Here is a 15,588-nt window from a genome sequence, read left to right on the forward strand (position 1 = left end):
ATACCGGAGAGCGGTAAACCACTCCCTAGTTGGACGCCACCGGCGCAAGCATGGTGAAGCCCTGGGCCTCGAACAGTTCCTTGGCCTTGGCGGACTGAAGATATTTCACGTACGCAGCAGCGTCCGCACTCTTCGAGTCCGCCGTCACGCCGACCGGATAGACGATGGGAGGATGCGAGTCTTCCGGGAACACACCAACGACCTTGACGCCGGGTTCTGCAGTCGCGTCGGTCTGGTAGACGATGCCGAGCGGGGCTTCACCCGTCGACACGAGCTTGAGGGCGGCACGCACGTTTTCGGCCTGGGCGATCTTGCCCTCGACCGACGACCAGACGCCGAGCTTCTCGAGCGCGGCCTTGCCATATTTGCCGGCGGGCACTGCCTTGACGTCGCCCATGGCGAGGCGGCCGTCGCCAAGTAGAGCGGCAAGGTCGAAATTCGGGGCGATCTCGGCCTTGGCGCCGGAATCCTTGGGCGCAACCAGCACGATGCGGTTGCCGAGCAGCTTGACGTCCGAGTCGTCCTTGATCAGCTTCTTGTCGGCGAGATACTTCATCCAGTCGAGGTCGGCCGAGATGAACACGTCGGCGGGTGCGCCTTCCTCGATCTGCTTGGCGAGGGCCGAGCTCGCGGCGTAGGACGCGGTCGCGGATTTGCCGCTCTCGGCCTTCCAGGCGGCGTCGACGGCATCGAGCGCGTTCTTGAGGCTGGCAGCGGCGAACACGACCACGTCGCCATCGGCGCGCGCCGAAGGCAGGCCGAACGACAGCATCGCCGCCAGGCCGCCTGCAGCGGCCACAAGCCGCAACCCTAATCCCCTACGCGTGAACATCGTCATTCCTCCATGATTGACCAAGCCGCAGCCCGGCTGCGGATTCGTTATATTCATACGAATATAGCACTCGCCGCACAACCACCCATCCGGGTGGTTTTCGGCAAAACTGTTGCCGGATGTTTCGCGGTTGCGTGATTGGACTTGCAGTCCGGGGGAGACTGGCCCGTCCGTTCATGGCATATGTCTCGCTCTCACCTTGGGGCATGCAGACGTGGCACCTTGTGTCCGGCGACACCCTGTCCATCCAGCCACGCCAACACGAGTTCCCCGAAATGTCCGGCATCACCATGTTCGAAATCATCTGGCTAGCCATCGCGCTGCTCGGCGCGGGCGCCGTCACCGGCCTTCTGGCCGGTGTGTTCGGTGTCGGCGGCGGTGCGGTCATCGTGCCGGTGCTGTATGAATTGTTCCGCATGGTCGGCGTGCCGGAAGAGGTGCGCATGCCGCTGTGCGTCGGCACCTCGCTCGCCATCATCATCCCGACATCGATCCGCTCATTCAGCGCCCACAAGGCCAAGGGCGCGGTCGACATGACGATCCTGAGGCAATGGGCGGTGCCAGTGGTGCTCGGTGTGTTGATGGGCAGCGTGATCGCGCGCTATGCCTCGCCGGATCTGTTCAAGATGGTGTTCGTCGTCGTTGCCGGCATCTCGGCGATCCGGCTCCTGTTCGGCAAGGATTCCTGGCGCCTCGGCCTCGACATGCCGGGCAAGCTCATCATGAACGCATATGGCTGGCTGATCGGCGTGCTGTCGAGCCTGATGGGCATCGGCGGCGGGCAGCTTTCAAACCTGTTCATGACCTTCTACGGCCGTCCCATCCACCAGGCGGTGGCGACGTCCTCCGGCCTCGGCGTGCTGATCTCGATCCCCGGCGCGCTTGGCTACATCTATGCCGGATGGCCGCGCGCGGCGGAGTACCCCGATGTCGCCGCACTGCAGTTTCCGCTGTCGCTCGGCTATGTCTCGCTCGTCGGCCTGATCCTGTTCGTGCCGACAAGCGTGCTGACCGCCCCTTTGGGCGCGCGGCTGGCTCACGCCCTGTCGAAACGCAAGCTTGAAGTCGCCTTCGGCATCTTCCTGCTTTTGATCAGCCTGCGCTTCCTGATCAGCCTCATCGGCTGATCTTTTCAAAATCAAAACGCCCGGCAATGCCGGGCGTTTGCATTTTCGGAGCGGACAAGGATCAGGCGCGTTCGAGCGCGACCGCGATGCCCTGCCCGACACCGATGCACATGGTGGCAAGCGCCAGCTTGCCCCCGCGCAGGCCGAGCTCCAGCGCCGCGGTACCGGCGATGCGGGCGCCCGACATGCCCAGCGGATGGCCCAGTGCGATGGCCCCGCCATTCGGGTTCACGTGCTCCGCATCCTCGGCGATGCCGAGTTCGCGCAGCACGGCAATGCCTTGGGAGGCAAAAGCTTCATTGAGTTCGATGACGTCGAAGTCGGCCGGGCTGATGCCGAGCCGGGCGCACAGCTTCTTGGTCGCTGGTGCCGGGCCGATGCCCATAATGCGGGGTGCTACGCCCGCCGCCGCACCGCCAAGCACGCGAGCGATCGGCGTCAGGCCATACTTCTTCACCGCAGCTTCGGAGGCAACGATGAGGGCTGCCGCGCCATCGTTGACGCCCGAGGCGTTGCCGGCGGTCACCGTGCCGCCCTGACGGAACGGCGTCGGCAGCTTGGCCAGCGTCTCGATGGTCGTGCCGGCGCGCGGATGCTCATCCTTGGCAACGACGATCGCATCGCCCTTGCGCTGCGGGATCGTCACCGGGGTGATCTCCTTGCCAAGGCGACCGTTTTCCTGCGCGGCGACGGCCTTGTTCTGGCTGCGCACGGCAAAGGTATCCTGATCGGCGCGGGAGACGGAAAAGTCCTCCGCGACGTTCTCACCGGTCTCGGGCATCGAATCGACGCCGTACTGCTTTTTCATCACCGGGTTGACGAAGCGCCAGCCGATGGTGGTGTCGTGGATCTCTGCATGGCGCGAGAAGGCCGCGTCGGCCTTGGGCATGACGAAGGGCGCGCGGCTCATGCTTTCTACGCCACCGGCAATCATCAGCTCGGCTTCGCCGGCCTTGATGGCGCGGGCAGCAGCAATTAGCGCGTCCATGCCCGATCCACAAAGGCGATTGATGGTCGTGCCGGAGACTTCCTGCGGCAGTCCGGCCAACAGCAGCGACATGCGGGCCACGTTGCGGTTGTCCTCGCCGGCCTGGTTGGCGCAGCCGAAGATCACGTCATCGACGGCAGCCCAATCGACCGAGGCATTGCGCTCCATCAGCGCCCTGAGCGGCACGGCGCCGAGATCGTCGGCGCGGACCGACGACAGCGAGCCGCCAAAGCGGCCGATCGGGGTGCGGATGTAATCGCAGATATAGGCCTCAGCCATCCTTGGATCCTCTCTTTGCGGAAACTGCCTCGCCCTTGTGGGCGGCGTCGGTGCGCGCCTTTAGATCACGCAGCGTCTGCAATTCCAACTGCGTCGGAACAGGTGTTTCCTCCAGCGTATCGGCGAATTTAACCGTCCAGCCGCAGGTCTCCTGGACCTTGTCGCGGGTGACGCCAGGGTGCAGCGAAACGACGGTGAATTCCTTGGTCACCGGATCCGGCTTCCAGATGGCGAGGTCGGTGATCAGCAGCGTCGGGCCCTTGGTGTCGATGCCGAGGCGCTTACGATGGTCGCCGCCGTCGCCATGGCCGAAGGAGGTGTAGAAGTCGATCTTTTCGACCATGCCGCGCTTCGACTGCGCCATGGTGATGTAGATTTCCTTCGACGAGGTTGCGATCTCCGGCGCACCGCCGCCGCCCGGCAGCCGGGTCTTGGGATGGGCATAGTCGCCGATGACAGTCGTGTTGATGTTGCCGAACTTGTCGAGCTGGGCCGCGCCGAGGAAGCCGATCGAGATGCGACCGCCCTGCAGCCAGTAACGGAACATCTCCGGCACCGAGACGGTGGTGACGGCAGTGTCGCACAATTCGCCGTCGCCGATCGACAGCGGCAGCACGTCGGGCGCGGTGCCGATGGTGCCGGATTCGTAGATCAGCGTGATGTCGGGCGCATGGGTCAGGCGTGCGACGTTGCAGGCGGCCGACGGCGCGCCGATGCCGACGAAGCAGACGTCGTCGCCCTTGAGCGCGCGCGAGGCGGCAATCGTCATCATTTCATTGGGGGTGAAGCCGAGCTCGCTCATGCCACGTTCCTCAGGTGTTCGACGCGTCCGGCGAAATCGTCGGCGGTCTTTTCGATGACGTTCTTCTGCATCCACTCGCGGAAGCGGTCGCGGTCGGCGGCGATCTCGTCCCATTCGAGATAGGAGGCGTTGTCGCGGATATAGTAGCCATGGGCGTAGGACGGGTGCGCCCCGCCAGGCACCACCGAGATCGCGGTGACCGACCAGTTGGGCAGCACGGTCAGGTTGGGGTGCAGGTCGTCGAAATTGTCGACCACTTCCTCGACGGTCACCACCGCGCGCTTGGCCGCAAGGGCTGCTTCCTTCTGGATGCCGATGATGCCTTCGACGAGAACGTCGCCGCGCTTGTTGGCCTTCTGGGCATGGATGAAGGTGACGTCGGGGCGAACCGACGGAACAGCCGCCAGCACCTCGCCGGTGAACGGGCAGGTCACCGACTTGATGTTCGGATTGACCCTGGCGAGCTCGGCGCCGCGATAGCCGCGGAAGATGGCGCAAGGCAGGCCGGCGGCGCCCGCCTCATAGGCATTGGCCATGGCGGCATGGCTGTGCTCCTCGATTTCCAGCGCATGCGGAAACCCGTTCTCGACCGCATCGCGCAGGCGCCGCAGCAGGCCGACGCCGGGATTGCCGGCGTAGGAGAAGATCGCCTTCCTGGCCATGCCCATGCCGATCATCTGGTCGTAGATCAGGTCCGGCGTCATGCGGACCAGCGTCAGGTCCTTGAAGCCCTGGCGGATCGCTTCATGCGCGGCCGCGGTGGGAATGAGATGCGTGAACCCTTCGAAGGCCACGGTGTCGCCGTTGTTGAGATTGTCGGCGACCGCCTTCGACAGGGGGAGAAATTTGGTCATCGCGTTTCGTCCCGTTGTCCAAAGTTCGCTCAAAAGTTCGTATTGCGAACATTTGTTTTCTATGCGATACATTTCTGAGGCAAGATGGCGCTGGAGTCAATGACCAGGCTCCGCAGCAGCAGATATTTCGGAGAAAGGCCGCCATGCGCGACGACGACACCGCCCGTGACCACGTCACCTCGCTGGAGCGCGGGCTGTCGGTGATGGAGATCCTGGCCGCCAATGCGGCGGGCCTGACGCTGACCGAAACGGCCGAAAAAGCGGGTCTCACCCGCGCCGGCGCGCGGCGCTTCCTGCTGACCTTGGTGGCGACGGGCTATGCGGTGCAATCGGGCCGGAACTTTTCGCTGTCGCCCAGGCTGCTGACGCAGGCGCGCATCTGGCTGCACGGCGTGCCGCTGTGGACCTTCGCCGAACCCTTCATGAAGGAGACGGCGGCAAAGCTGCATGAATCATGTTCGGCGGCGACCCTGTCGGGCGAGGACATGGTCTATGTCGCGCGCGTGCCGGGACCGCGCATCATCGGCGTCGACCTGCAGGTCGGTGCGCATTTGCCCGCCTTCTGCACCGCGATGGGCCGCGTGCTGCTGTCGGGGCTGACGGATGCCGACCTCGAGGGCTTCCTCGCCCGTGCCGCGATCGTCCAGCGGACGCCGAAGACCGTGACCGACCAGGCGAAACTTGCTGACATCATCGGCAGGGTGCGAACGGACGGCCACGCCATCGTCGACGAGGAACTGGAGATCGGGCTGCGCTCGATCGCCGTCCCCTTGCGCGACCGATCGGGCGCGATCGTCGCCGCGATCAACATCTCGACGCAGTCCACACGCCACACGCCGGCCGAGATGGAAGCGGAGATCCTGCCGCTGCTCAGGGAGATGGCGGCAAGGATCAGCGACTTCTTCGTCGTTCAGTGATCAGGCGGCTTCAGCCAGCCCATTGCGCTTGGCATTCAGCCGGATCACTGCCCTGATCGGCAGATGATCCGAGGCGATACGCGCCAATGCGGTGTCGTGCGCCTCGATCTCTGTGAGCAGATTGTGCGGCCTGGCCATGACCCGGTCGAGCGCCAGCACCGGAAACCGCGAGGGAAAGCTCGGAACGATGGCGTGCATCGGCCCGAAGGCCGGTTCCAGGCTGCGCAGCGACGAGCGCTTGCCCAGGCGCCATTCGTTGAGGTCGCCGACAAGAATTGTTGGTTTTTCGCTGTGCAGCTCGGCGGCGGTCAAAAGCGTGCCGGCCTGGAGCTTGCGCGAATGGCGCAGCAGGCCGAAATGCGCTGCAATGATGCGCAGCGGCCCCGCTTCGAGCTCAAGATCGACGATGACGGCGCCACGCGGCTCGGCGCCGGGCAGCACGATCTGCCGCGCCGAACTGACCGAACCCTTGCGAAACAGCACGACATTGCCGTGCCAGCCATGGCTCTTGCGCCGGCCGGCAAGGGGAACCGGCACCAGCCCGGTCTCGCGCGCGACCGCATCGAGGTCGAGCAGCCCGGCACGGTCGCCGAAGCGCTGGTCGGCTTCCTGCAGCGCAATGACGTCGGCGCCGATCTCGGAAATCACCGCCATCGTGCGCTGCGGATCGAAACGGCGATCCAGGCCGACGCATTTGTGAACGTTGTAGGAGGCAACGACGATTTCGCTGTGGGTGCCGGTTGCGGCGATCGAAAACGCGTCCTGCTGGTGCTGTGCCGAAGGCTGGTGCCCGGCACCTGCCCTATCGGAAATCTCCAAGCCTTGCGTGCTAGCCATCACTCGTCTGGAATCTCTGGGAAATTCGTGTTCAGTTGCGGCAGGCGTTCGTGCCAACTGTAACCTATATGGTCGAGGTGTTCGAGGTTTTCCACATGCGTCACGATGGCTCTCCACCGAAATGCTGTCGCGAGGCTATGGTTCCCATCCCAGCCGGCGGACCGCAATACGCATGAAACTCATTGCCATCATTGTCGCAGTGGCGGGGACGCTGGTCATCGCGTCGCTGCTCGCGGTCTATGCTTTTGGCCGTTTCGCCAAGCGCGCGCGGGGGACCCCCTCCCAGGCGCTGCCGACGGCGGAAAGCGAGACCCAATTCGATGCGCTGGTGGCGCCGCTCCTGGCCGATCATCCGGGCCAGAGCGGGCTGGCGCTGCTTTCCTCCAATCTCCACGCCTTTGCCGTCAGGGCCTATACCGCCCGCCACGCGCAGCGCAGCCTCGACCTGCAATATTACTACTGGAAGGACGACCTCACCGGCGGACTGCTCGCCCGCGAAATCCTCGGTGCTGCCGACCGCGGGGTGCGCGTTCGGCTGATCCTCGACGACATCAACGCCCGGGGCTACGACCCCAACTACATCGCGCTCGACAGCCACCCCAACATCGAGGTCCGGCTGTTCAATCCGAGCTGGGCGCGGGCCTTCGGCCTGCAACGCGGGCTGGAACTCGTGCTGCGGGCAGTGCGGACGACCCGGCGCATGCACAACAAGGCATGGATCGCCGACGGCAGGCTGGCCATCGTCGGCGGCCGTAATATCGGCGACGCCTATTTCGATGCCTCGGAGGAGGCCAATTTCCGCGACATGGATCTTTTGCTCGCCGGCCCCGCGGTCGAGCAGACGGAAGCGATCTTCGACGGTTTCTGGAACAGCGAGGCGGTGCTGCCGATCCGCCATGTCACCGGCATGGCCAAGGGCGACCTGCCGGCGCTCAGGGCGCGCCTGGAACGCACGGCCACCACAGGCCTTGCCGAACCCTACATCCATCGCGTCGCGCAGGAGAGCGGGGCATGGTCGTCCTCGGGCATGGGTCGGCTGCGCTGGACCAGCGAAGCCGCTGTCGCCTCGGACCCGCCGGAAAAGGCCATGGGCGCGGGCCAGGACAACTGGCTGATGACGGCGATCAGGCCCGTGCTGAAGTCGGCAAGGCGGGAATTGCGTATCGTCTCGCCCTATTTCATCCCCGGAGAAGCGGGAACGCAGGAACTGACGTCCCTGGCCGAGAACGGGGTTGCGGTGACTGTGCTGACCAATTCGCTGGCGGCAACCGACGTTGCGGCGGTCCACGGCGCTTATGTCCGCTACCGCAAGCCGCTGCTCGAAAACGGCATCGACATCTACGAACTCAAGCCGGACGACGAGCGCACCGACATGTCGCTGTTCGGCTCCAAGGGCGCCAGCCTGCACACCAAGGCATTCATCGCCGACGGGCAGGCAGGTTTCGTCGGCTCCTTCAACTTCGACCCACGATCGGCCTCCCTCAACACCGAGATGGGCGTCCTGTTCAGGCAGGAGGAACTGGCAAGCGAGGTCGAGGCGGTGATCGAGGCGCAGATTTCGCCACGCAGCAGCTTCAGGCTGTCGCTGCATGGCGACAAGCTGAGCTGGACCGACCACACCGCCAACGGCCCGCGCAAGCTGAAGCACGAACCGCAGGCCAGCCTGCGCCGCCGCCTGGTGGCCAAAGTGATCAGCTATCTGCCGATCGAATCACAGTTGTGAGCAAAGAAGGCGGCCCAGCGGACCGCCTTCAGCGATTCTACCGCAATCAGGACGTCGCCGGCAGACGCCTTCCCGCTCAGTAGTTCATCGACAGCCGCATGAACGGGCCATGGATCAACTGGCTGGCGCGCCCGCTTGGTTCAGGAAGAGGCGCATCCTGAAACGTCTTGTAGCCGACAGCCGACAGGTATTCGAGCTGATATCCAGCACCAAGCTTGGCACCAGGCGCGAACTCCCAGGCGAGGCCGCCCTTCGCGCCAACAGTCGCAAACGTGCGGTCTTCGGAAAACTCGGCTGGTGCTCCATAGTGCCTGTCAGCGTTGATCCGACCGAACAGGACTGAGGCATCTGCAGATGCAAAGAAGCTCAGTTGTTCTCCTACAGGCCTCGCGACGTCGAAGCCCAGTCTTGGGCCAATGCCCCAAGACCTGGACGAAGCGACAAAAATTGGCAACAAGATATGATCGGTGAAATCCGCGCTATAGTTCTGGTAGCGCAGGCCAGCGAATGGGCGCAGCGACCAATCGTCGTGCTCAATATTGTAGCCGGCTTCAACGTCAAAATTCCAGTACCGACCGCCGGTGAACTGCCAGTCGTATGGATCGTCGTTGCGCCTGCCGGCGGACTGCTCCAAATAGCGGAGCCCGGCTGCGACATCCCAACTATCGGCAAAACGATAACCCAGTTTTGCAGCGCCGGAACCACCTGCTCCGGTTCTCGCGTCAAGATAAGCAGCGCCGTCGAACTGCCGATTGTGGCTGTTGGTGCGGAAGGCATACGCCCCTTCAACATAACCGAACCAAGATGCAACCGGCGTCGTCTCAGCAGTACCCTGTATATCAGCGGCGGCAGAAGCTGTTGTCGCAATGACGAGCGAAGAAAATGCAATAATTACTTTTTTCATACCAAACCAACTAAATTAGACAATGCGCAGTATCACGCACGAATGGATTCGAACAATAGCAAGGCAGCAATAGTTTTCATTGTATCGACGCCTGGACCTCACCTTCGCGTCAGCATGTCGCACGGCGTGCCGGCGACGGTTCCGCCTCCTGCGAGATGACTGTTCGCGTGCAGCAGCCGGCCACGTCCATTCCCATCATCAAGCGCCAGCTCCCATTCCACCGGGTTGGCGATGAAGCCCGGGCTTCCGGTTCGCGAAGCCGATCCTAGGCGGGGCTTGGGTCCTGGGCGGCCAGCAATGTTCGACTTCAGGCTCGCCGCAGGACAATTGAAGAACCCGTGAGTCGCCGCGCGCAACCGCGTCGCCCTCAAGCCCTTGCAGGGCCCAACTTTTCGAAATCTGGGGAAAAAAATGGTGCTGCCAGAGAGGATTGAACTCTCGACCTCTCCCTTACCAAGGGAGTGCTCTACCACTGAGCTACGGCAGCATCCGTGGACGGGGCGGCTTTTGACACATGAATCGGGGGAGCGCAAGTTATCAGTTGCTGCAAATCGACACTGATTTTCCACAGACGCCATTACGCCACAAAACTGGCCATTTCCGTTGCCAAGCGGTTATGAACGATCGGCAAGCGGGGACCACCACATGTCGTCGAAACCAAAAATGCCCTCAAGCGGTGCAGATGCGCGCAAGGCGCGGCTCGCGGCCGAGTTGCGCGCCAACCTGATGAAGCGCAAAGCGCAGGCGCGCTCGCGCCGTACCGGCGAAGCCGATACGAGGCCGGAAGGCCTTGCCACGGCCGAGGGAGAGACAGAGAAACCCGAGAAAGCCTGACCGGCCACGGCAGGCACTTGGCGCACGGATCCGCAAAACCCTGATTCTTGAACCGGGTGGCGCGATGGTCTAGACGGCGGCAAGAAAATTTCTCGCCAGAACCGGGATCCCCCGGAGAAACGACGGCCAATGGATCGCATCAGAATTGTCGGCGGCAACGAGCTGACCGGAACCATCCCGATCTCGGGCGCGAAAAACGCAGCCCTTCCGCTGATGATCGCCTCGCTGCTCACCGACGATACGCTGACGCTGGAGAACGTGCCGCATCTGGCCGATGTCGAGCAACTGATCCGCATCCTGGGCAACCACGGCGTCGACTATACGGTCAGCGGCCGCCGCGAACGCCAGAGCGAAGGCTATTCGCGCACCATCAGCTTCAGCGCGCGCAACATCGTCGACACCACCGCTCCCTATGAGCTGGTCTCCAAGATGCGTGCCAGCTTCTGGGTCGTCGGCCCGCTGCTCGCCCGCATGGGCGAGGCCAAGGTCTCGCTGCCCGGCGGCTGCGCCATCGGCACGCGGCCGGTCGACCTGTTCATCGAAGGCCTGCAGGCGCTCGGAGCCGACATCGACGTCGACAACGGCTATGTCGTCGCCAAGGCCAAGAACAGGCTGATCGGCAACCGCTATGTGTTCCCCAAGATTTCGGTCGGCGCCACGCATGTGCTGATGATGGCGGCGACACTCGCCCGCGGCGAAACGGTGCTCGAAAACGCCGCCCGCGAGCCCGAGGTCGTCAATCTCGCCGAATGCCTCAACGCCATGGGCGCCAGGATCACCGGCGCCGGCTCCTCGACCATCACCATCGAGGGCGTCGATTCGCTGTCGGGCGCGCGCCACCGCGTCATCCCCGACCGCATCGAGACCGGCACCTATGCCATGGCGGTGGCGATGACCGGCGGCGACGTGCTGCTCGAAGGCGCGCGTGCCGACCTGTTGCAGGGCGCGCTCGATGTCGTCTCGCGCACCGGCGCCGAGATCATCCAGACCAATTCCGGCGTCCGCGTCATGCGCAACGGCTCTGGCATCTCGCCGGTCGACGTCACAACCGAACCCTTCCCGGGCTTCCCGACCGACCTCCAGGCGCAGTTCATGGGCCTGATGACGATGTCGAAGGGCAAGTCGAAGATCACCGAGACGATCTTCGAGAACCGCTTCATGCACGTGCAGGAACTCGCACGCCTCGGCGCCCACATCACGCTGTCGGGCCAGACGGCGATCGTCGAAGGCGTCTCCAAGCTCAAGGGCGCGCCTGTCATGGCGACCGACCTGCGCGCCTCGGTGTCGCTGGTCATCGCCGGCCTCGCCGCCGAAGGCGAGACGGTGGTCAACCGCGTCTACCATCTCGACCGCGGTTTCGAGCGGCTGGAAGAAAAGCTGTCGCGCTGCGGCGCCGTCATCGAGCGGATCAGCGGCTGAATGAAGGGAATAGGGGAATAAGGGAGTAAGGGAACAGGAAAGCCTCTCCCTACTCCCCTACTCCCCTACTCCCCTTGCGGTTGCGCGCTGCATCAAGACCGCCTAACAAAGCCGGAAGCATTACATTCCGCACAGGCAGCCGACCGGACATGAACCAGCTCAAGCTAGTCGCCCTCGACGAAGAGGATCTGGAGATCGTCTCGGCCCATGTGCAGGATGCCGTGGTCAAGGTCGGCGACCTCGCTTACGACGCGCCCTCGAAGCGTTTTGCGCTGGCGATGAACCGTTTTGCCTGGGAAACCAAGACCGGCTTTTTCCGGCCCAAATATGAGCGCCGGCGCTCGATCCTGCATTTCGACCGCGTGCTGTCGGTCAAGCTTTTCGGCATTTCGCGCACCAAGAAAGACGAGGTGCTGGAGCTTCTGGCGATCGGTTTCGCGCAGGGCGAGGATCCCGCCGGCGAGATCGAACTGCTGTTTTCCGGCGACGCCGCGATCCGGCTCGAGGTCGAGGTCATCGAAGCCCGATTGACCGACACCGGGGCCGCCTGGCAGGCCTCGTCGCGCCCCATCCACAAGACCTGAGCATTCTCGATGGCCATCACCCTTCGCCAATCCGATGCAGACTTCGAGACGCGCTTCGCAGCGTTCCTGACGACCAAGCGCGAAGTATCACCCGACGTTGAGGCCACCGTGCGCGCCATCATCGACGACGTGCGCGCGCGCGGCGACGCGGCGCTGATCGACTACACCCGGAAGTTCGACCGGGCCGACCTGACGACGCTCGGCATCGCGGTGACCCGCGCCGATATCGACCAGGCCTACAAGGACGCCGATCCCGCGACGGTCGAGGCGTTGCGTTTCGCCCGCGATCGCATCCGCTCGCACCATGCCCGCCAGATGCCCAAGGACGACCGCTACGTCGACCCGATCGGCGTCGAACTCGGCTCGCGCTGGACGGCGGTCGAGGCAGTCGGGCTCTATGTGCCCGGCGGCACGGCGAGCTATCCGAGCTCGGTGCTGATGAATGCGGTGCCGGCACAGGTCGCCGGCGTCGAGCGCATCGTCATCGTGGTGCCCGCCACCGGCGGCGTCATCAACCCGCTGGTGCTGGTTGCCGCCGATCTCGCCGGCGTGTCAGAAATCTACCGCGTCGGCGGCGCACAGGCGGTGGCAGCCCTTGCCTATGGCACCGAGACGATCCCCCCGGTGGCCAAGATCGTCGGGCCCGGCAATGCCTATGTCGCCGCCGCCAAGCGCCAGGTGTTCGGCACCGTCGGCATCGACATGATCGCAGGCCCCTCGGAGGTGCTGATCGTCGCCGACAGCGACAACGACCCTGACTGGCTCGCCGCCGATCTGCTGGCCCAGGCCGAGCATGACGTGTCGGCGCAGTCGATCCTGATCACCGACGATGCCGCCTTCGGCAAGCAGGTCGAGGAGGCAGTCGAACGCCAGATCAAGCTCCTGCCCCGCGCCGAGACGGCAGCAGCCAGCTGGCGCGATTTCGGCGCGGTCATCCTGGTTGACGACTTCGATGCTGCCCTGCCGCTTGTCAACCGCATCGCCGCCGAGCACCTCGAGCTCGCGGTCGCCGACCCGGAAGCCCTGCTGCCACGCATCCGCAACGCCGGGGCGATCTTCGTCGGCAAGCATACGCCCGAAGTCATCGGCGACTATGTCGGCGGCTCCAACCACGTGTTGCCTACGGCCCGCTCGGCGCGCTTTTCCTCCGGGCTTTCGGTGCTCGACTTCGTCAAGCGCAGCTCGATCCTGAAGCTCGGTCCCGATCAGCTCAGGGCGCTGGCCCCGGCGGCGATCGCGCTGGCCAAGGCGGAGGGGCTCGACGCACATGCGCGCTCCGTCGCCATCAGATTGAACATGTAGGCGGCCATGTCCGACAAAGGCCACGCACGCTCCCGCCTGGTCGACGTCGAACTCGACGAATCGATCGGCCGTTCCACGCCCGACGTCGAGCATGAACGCGCTGTCGCGATCTTCGACCTGATCGAGGAAAACTCGTTCCATCCGATGAACGACGACGGCCATGGCCCATATCGGCTCAAGCTGTCGCTGGTCGACGCGCGGCTGGTATTCGCCATCTCGCGCGAGCATGGCGAGGCTGTGGTCACCCACATCCTGTCGCTGACGCCGTTCCGCCGCATCGTGAAGGACTACTTCATGATCTGCGAAAGCTATTACGAGGCGATCCGCTCTTCGACGCCGAGCCAGATCGAGGCGATCGACATGGGCCGGCGCGGCCTGCACAACGAGGGTTCGCAGACCCTGCTCGATCGTCTCTCCGGCAAGATCGAGATCGACTTCGACACCGCCCGCCGCCTCTTCACGCTGATCTGCGTTCTGCACTGGCGCGGATGACATATGGCGGGAAACGCAACCTCTCCGCGCTCCATCCTGTTCATGTGCCGAATGAATTCGGTCCGCTCGCCGATGGCCGAAGCGATTGCCCGCCACAGCTTGTCGCCGTCGATCTTCGTCACCTCGGCAGGCGTGCGCGCCGGCGACCGCGACCCCTTCGTCGATGCCGTTCTGGCCGAAGAAGGCATGGCACTGGACGAGCACCAGCCGCGCACCATCGACGATCTGGAGGATGACTATTTCGACCTGATCGTCACGCTTGCGCCGGAAGCGCATCACGCCGCCCTCGAACTCACCCGGTCGATGGCCGTCGACGTCGAGTACTGGCCGACCCCCGACCCGACGGCAGCGACCGGTACGCGCGATCAGATCATGAGTGCCTACAGGGACGTGCGTGAACGGCTGAAGGCAAGAATGGTCGAAAGATTTGCGGTAGACGCACAGAAAATCGACGCCGATTAAGCGTGTTCACAAAGCGCGGATTATCATATAGGTTCCGCGCAAATTCCGGCCGGGACGCCGGGCAAGTCATCCAAACCAAAGGTACCGAATGCCGAAGGAAGAAGTCCTCGAGTTTCCGGGCGTCGTAACGGAATTGTTGCCGAATGCGATGTTCCGGGTCAAGCTCGAAAACGAACACGAAATCATCGCCCACACCGCCGGCCGCATGCGCAAGAATCGCATTCGCGTTCTGACCGGCGACAAGGTCCTCGTAGAAATGACGCCCTACGACCTGACCAAGGGCCGCATCACCTACCGCTTCAAGTAGACCGTCTGCTGCCTCGAGCGCGTCGGCCGGCCTCAGCCTACAGGATCTTGGATTGAGCGATCTGCAAAAGCTTGTGCTTGCCTCGGGTTCGCCCCGCCGTGTCGAGCTGTTGCAGCAGGCAGGCATCGAGCCCGACCGGCTGTTTCCAGCCGATGTCGACGAACGGCCGATGCGCGCCGAACACCCGCGCTCGCTTGCCAAGCGACTGTCGGTGACCAAGGCGCAGAAGGCACACGAAGTGCTGGCCAAGGAAGCCGAGCCTGTTTCGGGCTTCATCCTTGCCGCCGATACGGTGGTCTCGGTCGGGCGGCGCATCCTGCCGAAGGCGGAGACGTCGGACGAGGCGCTGCATTGCCTGCAGCTCCTGTCGGGCCGCTCGCACCGCGTCTATACCGGGCTTGCATTGGTGACGCCTGCGGGCAAACTGCGTCAGCGCCTGGTCGAGACGCGTGTGCGCTTCAAGCGCCTGTCGAAGCAGGACATGGAAAATTACCTCGCCTCGGGCGAATGGCGCGGCAAGGCCGGCGGCTACGGAATCCAGGGGCTTGCCGGCACCTTCGTGGTCAAGCTCGTCGGCTCCTACACCAATGTCGTGGGCCTGCCGCTCTATGAGACGACGTCGCTGCTTTCGGGCGAAGGCTACCAGGTCCAGCTCAACTGGCAGGCCGGGGGGCGCGCATGACGGGCAAGCCCGGCGATATCGTGACGCCCTTGCGCGCCAAGAAGCCCTGCCCCGAATGCGGCAAGCCGTCGGCGCGCGAGAGCTACCCCTTTTGCTCGCCGCGCTGCAAGGCGGTCGATCTCAACCGCTGGCTCTCGGGCTCCTATGCCATTCCCGTCCGCGACGACGAGGAGGAAGATTCGACCAGCAGCAGCGAAGCCGGCGAACGAAGCTGACGCCCCATTTCGGCTTCCGCGACGGCCT

General features: G+C 64.1%; 18 protein-coding genes and 1 tRNA gene. 12 read left to right on the top strand and 7 right to left on the bottom strand.

Annotated elements, in window-relative coordinates:
• Nucleotides 1-25: 25 nt before the first annotated feature.
• Nucleotides 26-832: a molybdate ABC transporter substrate-binding protein gene (gene modA, locus O1Y97_RS22255; protein ID WP_318762398.1), complete on the bottom strand. Its 807-nt coding sequence runs from the start codon at nt 830-832 to the stop codon at nt 26-28.
• 275 nt (nt 833-1,107) lie between these two features.
• Between modA and O1Y97_RS22260 the strand changes: the two genes are divergently transcribed.
• Complete coding sequence (locus O1Y97_RS22260) at nt 1,108-1,959, top strand: sulfite exporter TauE/SafE family protein (RefSeq protein ID WP_318762399.1); 852 nt, start codon at nt 1,108-1,110, stop codon at nt 1,957-1,959.
• A gap of 61 nt (nt 1,960-2,020) precedes the next feature.
• Here O1Y97_RS22260 and pcaF read toward each other — a convergent pair whose 3' ends face one another.
• From pcaF to O1Y97_RS22275, 3 genes are read right to left on the bottom strand one after another with little or no spacing between them, the layout of a single operon-like run.
• On the bottom strand, nt 2,021-3,226 hold the full coding sequence (gene pcaF / locus O1Y97_RS22265; protein WP_183264601.1) for a 3-oxoadipyl-CoA thiolase: 1,206 nt from the start codon (nt 3,224-3,226) through the stop codon (nt 2,021-2,023).
• Complete coding sequence (locus tag O1Y97_RS22270) at nt 3,219-4,028, bottom strand: CoA-transferase subunit beta (protein ID WP_183264602.1); 810 nt, start codon at nt 4,026-4,028, stop codon at nt 3,219-3,221. The genes pcaF and O1Y97_RS22270 overlap by 8 nt, the downstream gene beginning before the upstream one ends.
• Nucleotides 4,025-4,882 carry a CoA transferase subunit A gene (locus tag O1Y97_RS22275; RefSeq protein WP_108609177.1) on the bottom strand — a complete coding sequence of 286 codons (858 nt, stop codon included), beginning with the start codon at nt 4,880-4,882 and terminating at the stop codon, nt 4,025-4,027. Before O1Y97_RS22275 ends, O1Y97_RS22270 begins: the two co-directional genes overlap by 4 nt.
• Nucleotides 4,883-5,025: 143 nt before the next feature.
• Between O1Y97_RS22275 and O1Y97_RS22280 the strand changes: the two genes are divergently transcribed.
• Nucleotides 5,026-5,799, top strand: coding sequence for an IclR family transcriptional regulator domain-containing protein (locus tag O1Y97_RS22280; protein ID WP_318762400.1), 774 nt, complete (start codon nt 5,026-5,028; stop codon nt 5,797-5,799).
• Here the strand turns inward: O1Y97_RS22280 and O1Y97_RS22285 are convergent, their stop codons facing one another.
• The gene (locus O1Y97_RS22285) at nt 5,800-6,636 is read right to left on the bottom strand and encodes an endonuclease/exonuclease/phosphatase family protein (RefSeq protein ID WP_245439509.1); all 837 of its coding nucleotides are present in this window, start codon (nt 6,634-6,636) and stop codon (nt 5,800-5,802) included.
• A 172-nt stretch (nt 6,637-6,808) separates the two neighbouring features.
• Between O1Y97_RS22285 and O1Y97_RS22290 the strand changes: the two genes are divergently transcribed.
• Entirely contained in the window at nt 6,809-8,359 is a 1,551-nt protein-coding gene (locus tag O1Y97_RS22290) for a phospholipase D family protein (protein WP_318762401.1), read from the top strand.
• 76 nt (nt 8,360-8,435) lie between these two features.
• On the opposite strand, the gene O1Y97_RS22295 is transcribed toward O1Y97_RS22290, so the two are convergent.
• Together O1Y97_RS22295 and O1Y97_RS22300 are read right to left on the bottom strand one after the other, a co-directional pair.
• The gene (locus O1Y97_RS22295; protein ID WP_318762402.1) at nt 8,436-9,263 is read right to left on the bottom strand and encodes an Lpg1974 family pore-forming outer membrane protein; all 828 of its coding nucleotides are present in this window, start codon (nt 9,261-9,263) and stop codon (nt 8,436-8,438) included.
• Between the two features lie 412 nt (nt 9,264-9,675).
• Nucleotides 9,676-9,750 (bottom strand) — tRNA-Thr (locus tag O1Y97_RS22300).
• A gap of 158 nt (nt 9,751-9,908) precedes the next feature.
• Between O1Y97_RS22300 and O1Y97_RS22305 the strand changes: the two genes are divergently transcribed.
• The 9 genes from O1Y97_RS22305 to yacG all read left to right on the top strand — a co-directional run bounded on the left by O1Y97_RS22305 (nt 9,909) and on the right by yacG (nt 15,560).
• The gene (locus O1Y97_RS22305) at nt 9,909-10,097 is read left to right on the top strand and encodes a hypothetical protein (protein WP_318762403.1); all 189 of its coding nucleotides are present in this window, start codon (nt 9,909-9,911) and stop codon (nt 10,095-10,097) included.
• 129 nt (nt 10,098-10,226) lie between these two features.
• Nucleotides 10,227-11,516, top strand: a complete 1,290-nt coding sequence (gene murA, locus O1Y97_RS22310; RefSeq protein ID WP_318762404.1) for a UDP-N-acetylglucosamine 1-carboxyvinyltransferase — start codon at nt 10,227-10,229, stop codon at nt 11,514-11,516.
• A gap of 149 nt (nt 11,517-11,665) precedes the next feature.
• Nucleotides 11,666-12,100, top strand: coding sequence for a DUF2948 family protein (locus O1Y97_RS22315; protein ID WP_108609248.1), 435 nt, complete (start codon nt 11,666-11,668; stop codon nt 12,098-12,100).
• 9 nt (nt 12,101-12,109) lie between these two features.
• Nucleotides 12,110-13,402, top strand: a complete 1,293-nt coding sequence (hisD, locus tag O1Y97_RS22320; RefSeq protein ID WP_108609249.1) for a histidinol dehydrogenase — start codon at nt 12,110-12,112, stop codon at nt 13,400-13,402.
• Nucleotides 13,403-13,408: 6 nt separating this feature from the next.
• Nucleotides 13,409-13,894 (top strand): UPF0262 family protein, encoded by a 486-nt coding sequence (locus O1Y97_RS22325; protein WP_055977880.1) that lies wholly within the window; start codon nt 13,409-13,411, stop codon nt 13,892-13,894.
• Between the two features lie 3 nt (nt 13,895-13,897).
• Nucleotides 13,898-14,356, top strand: coding sequence for an arsenate-mycothiol transferase ArsC (locus O1Y97_RS22330; RefSeq protein ID WP_108609250.1), 459 nt, complete (start codon nt 13,898-13,900; stop codon nt 14,354-14,356).
• A gap of 88 nt (nt 14,357-14,444) precedes the next feature.
• Nucleotides 14,445-14,663, top strand: a complete 219-nt coding sequence (gene infA / locus O1Y97_RS22335) for a translation initiation factor IF-1 (protein ID WP_006200926.1) — start codon at nt 14,445-14,447, stop codon at nt 14,661-14,663.
• A 52-nt stretch (nt 14,664-14,715) separates the two neighbouring features.
• A complete protein-coding gene (locus O1Y97_RS22340; protein WP_318762405.1) occupies nt 14,716-15,345 on the top strand; it encodes a Maf-like protein in 630 nt (209 codons plus the stop codon).
• Nucleotides 15,342-15,560, top strand: coding sequence for a DNA gyrase inhibitor YacG (gene yacG / locus O1Y97_RS22345; RefSeq protein ID WP_318762406.1), 219 nt, complete (start codon nt 15,342-15,344; stop codon nt 15,558-15,560). The genes O1Y97_RS22340 and yacG overlap by 4 nt, the downstream gene beginning before the upstream one ends.
• Nucleotides 15,561-15,588: the final 28 nt, after the last annotated feature.

The organism is Aminobacter niigataensis (assembly GCF_946995915.1).
Classification (GTDB): Bacteria; Pseudomonadota; Alphaproteobacteria; order Rhizobiales; family Rhizobiaceae; genus Aminobacter; species Aminobacter niigataensis.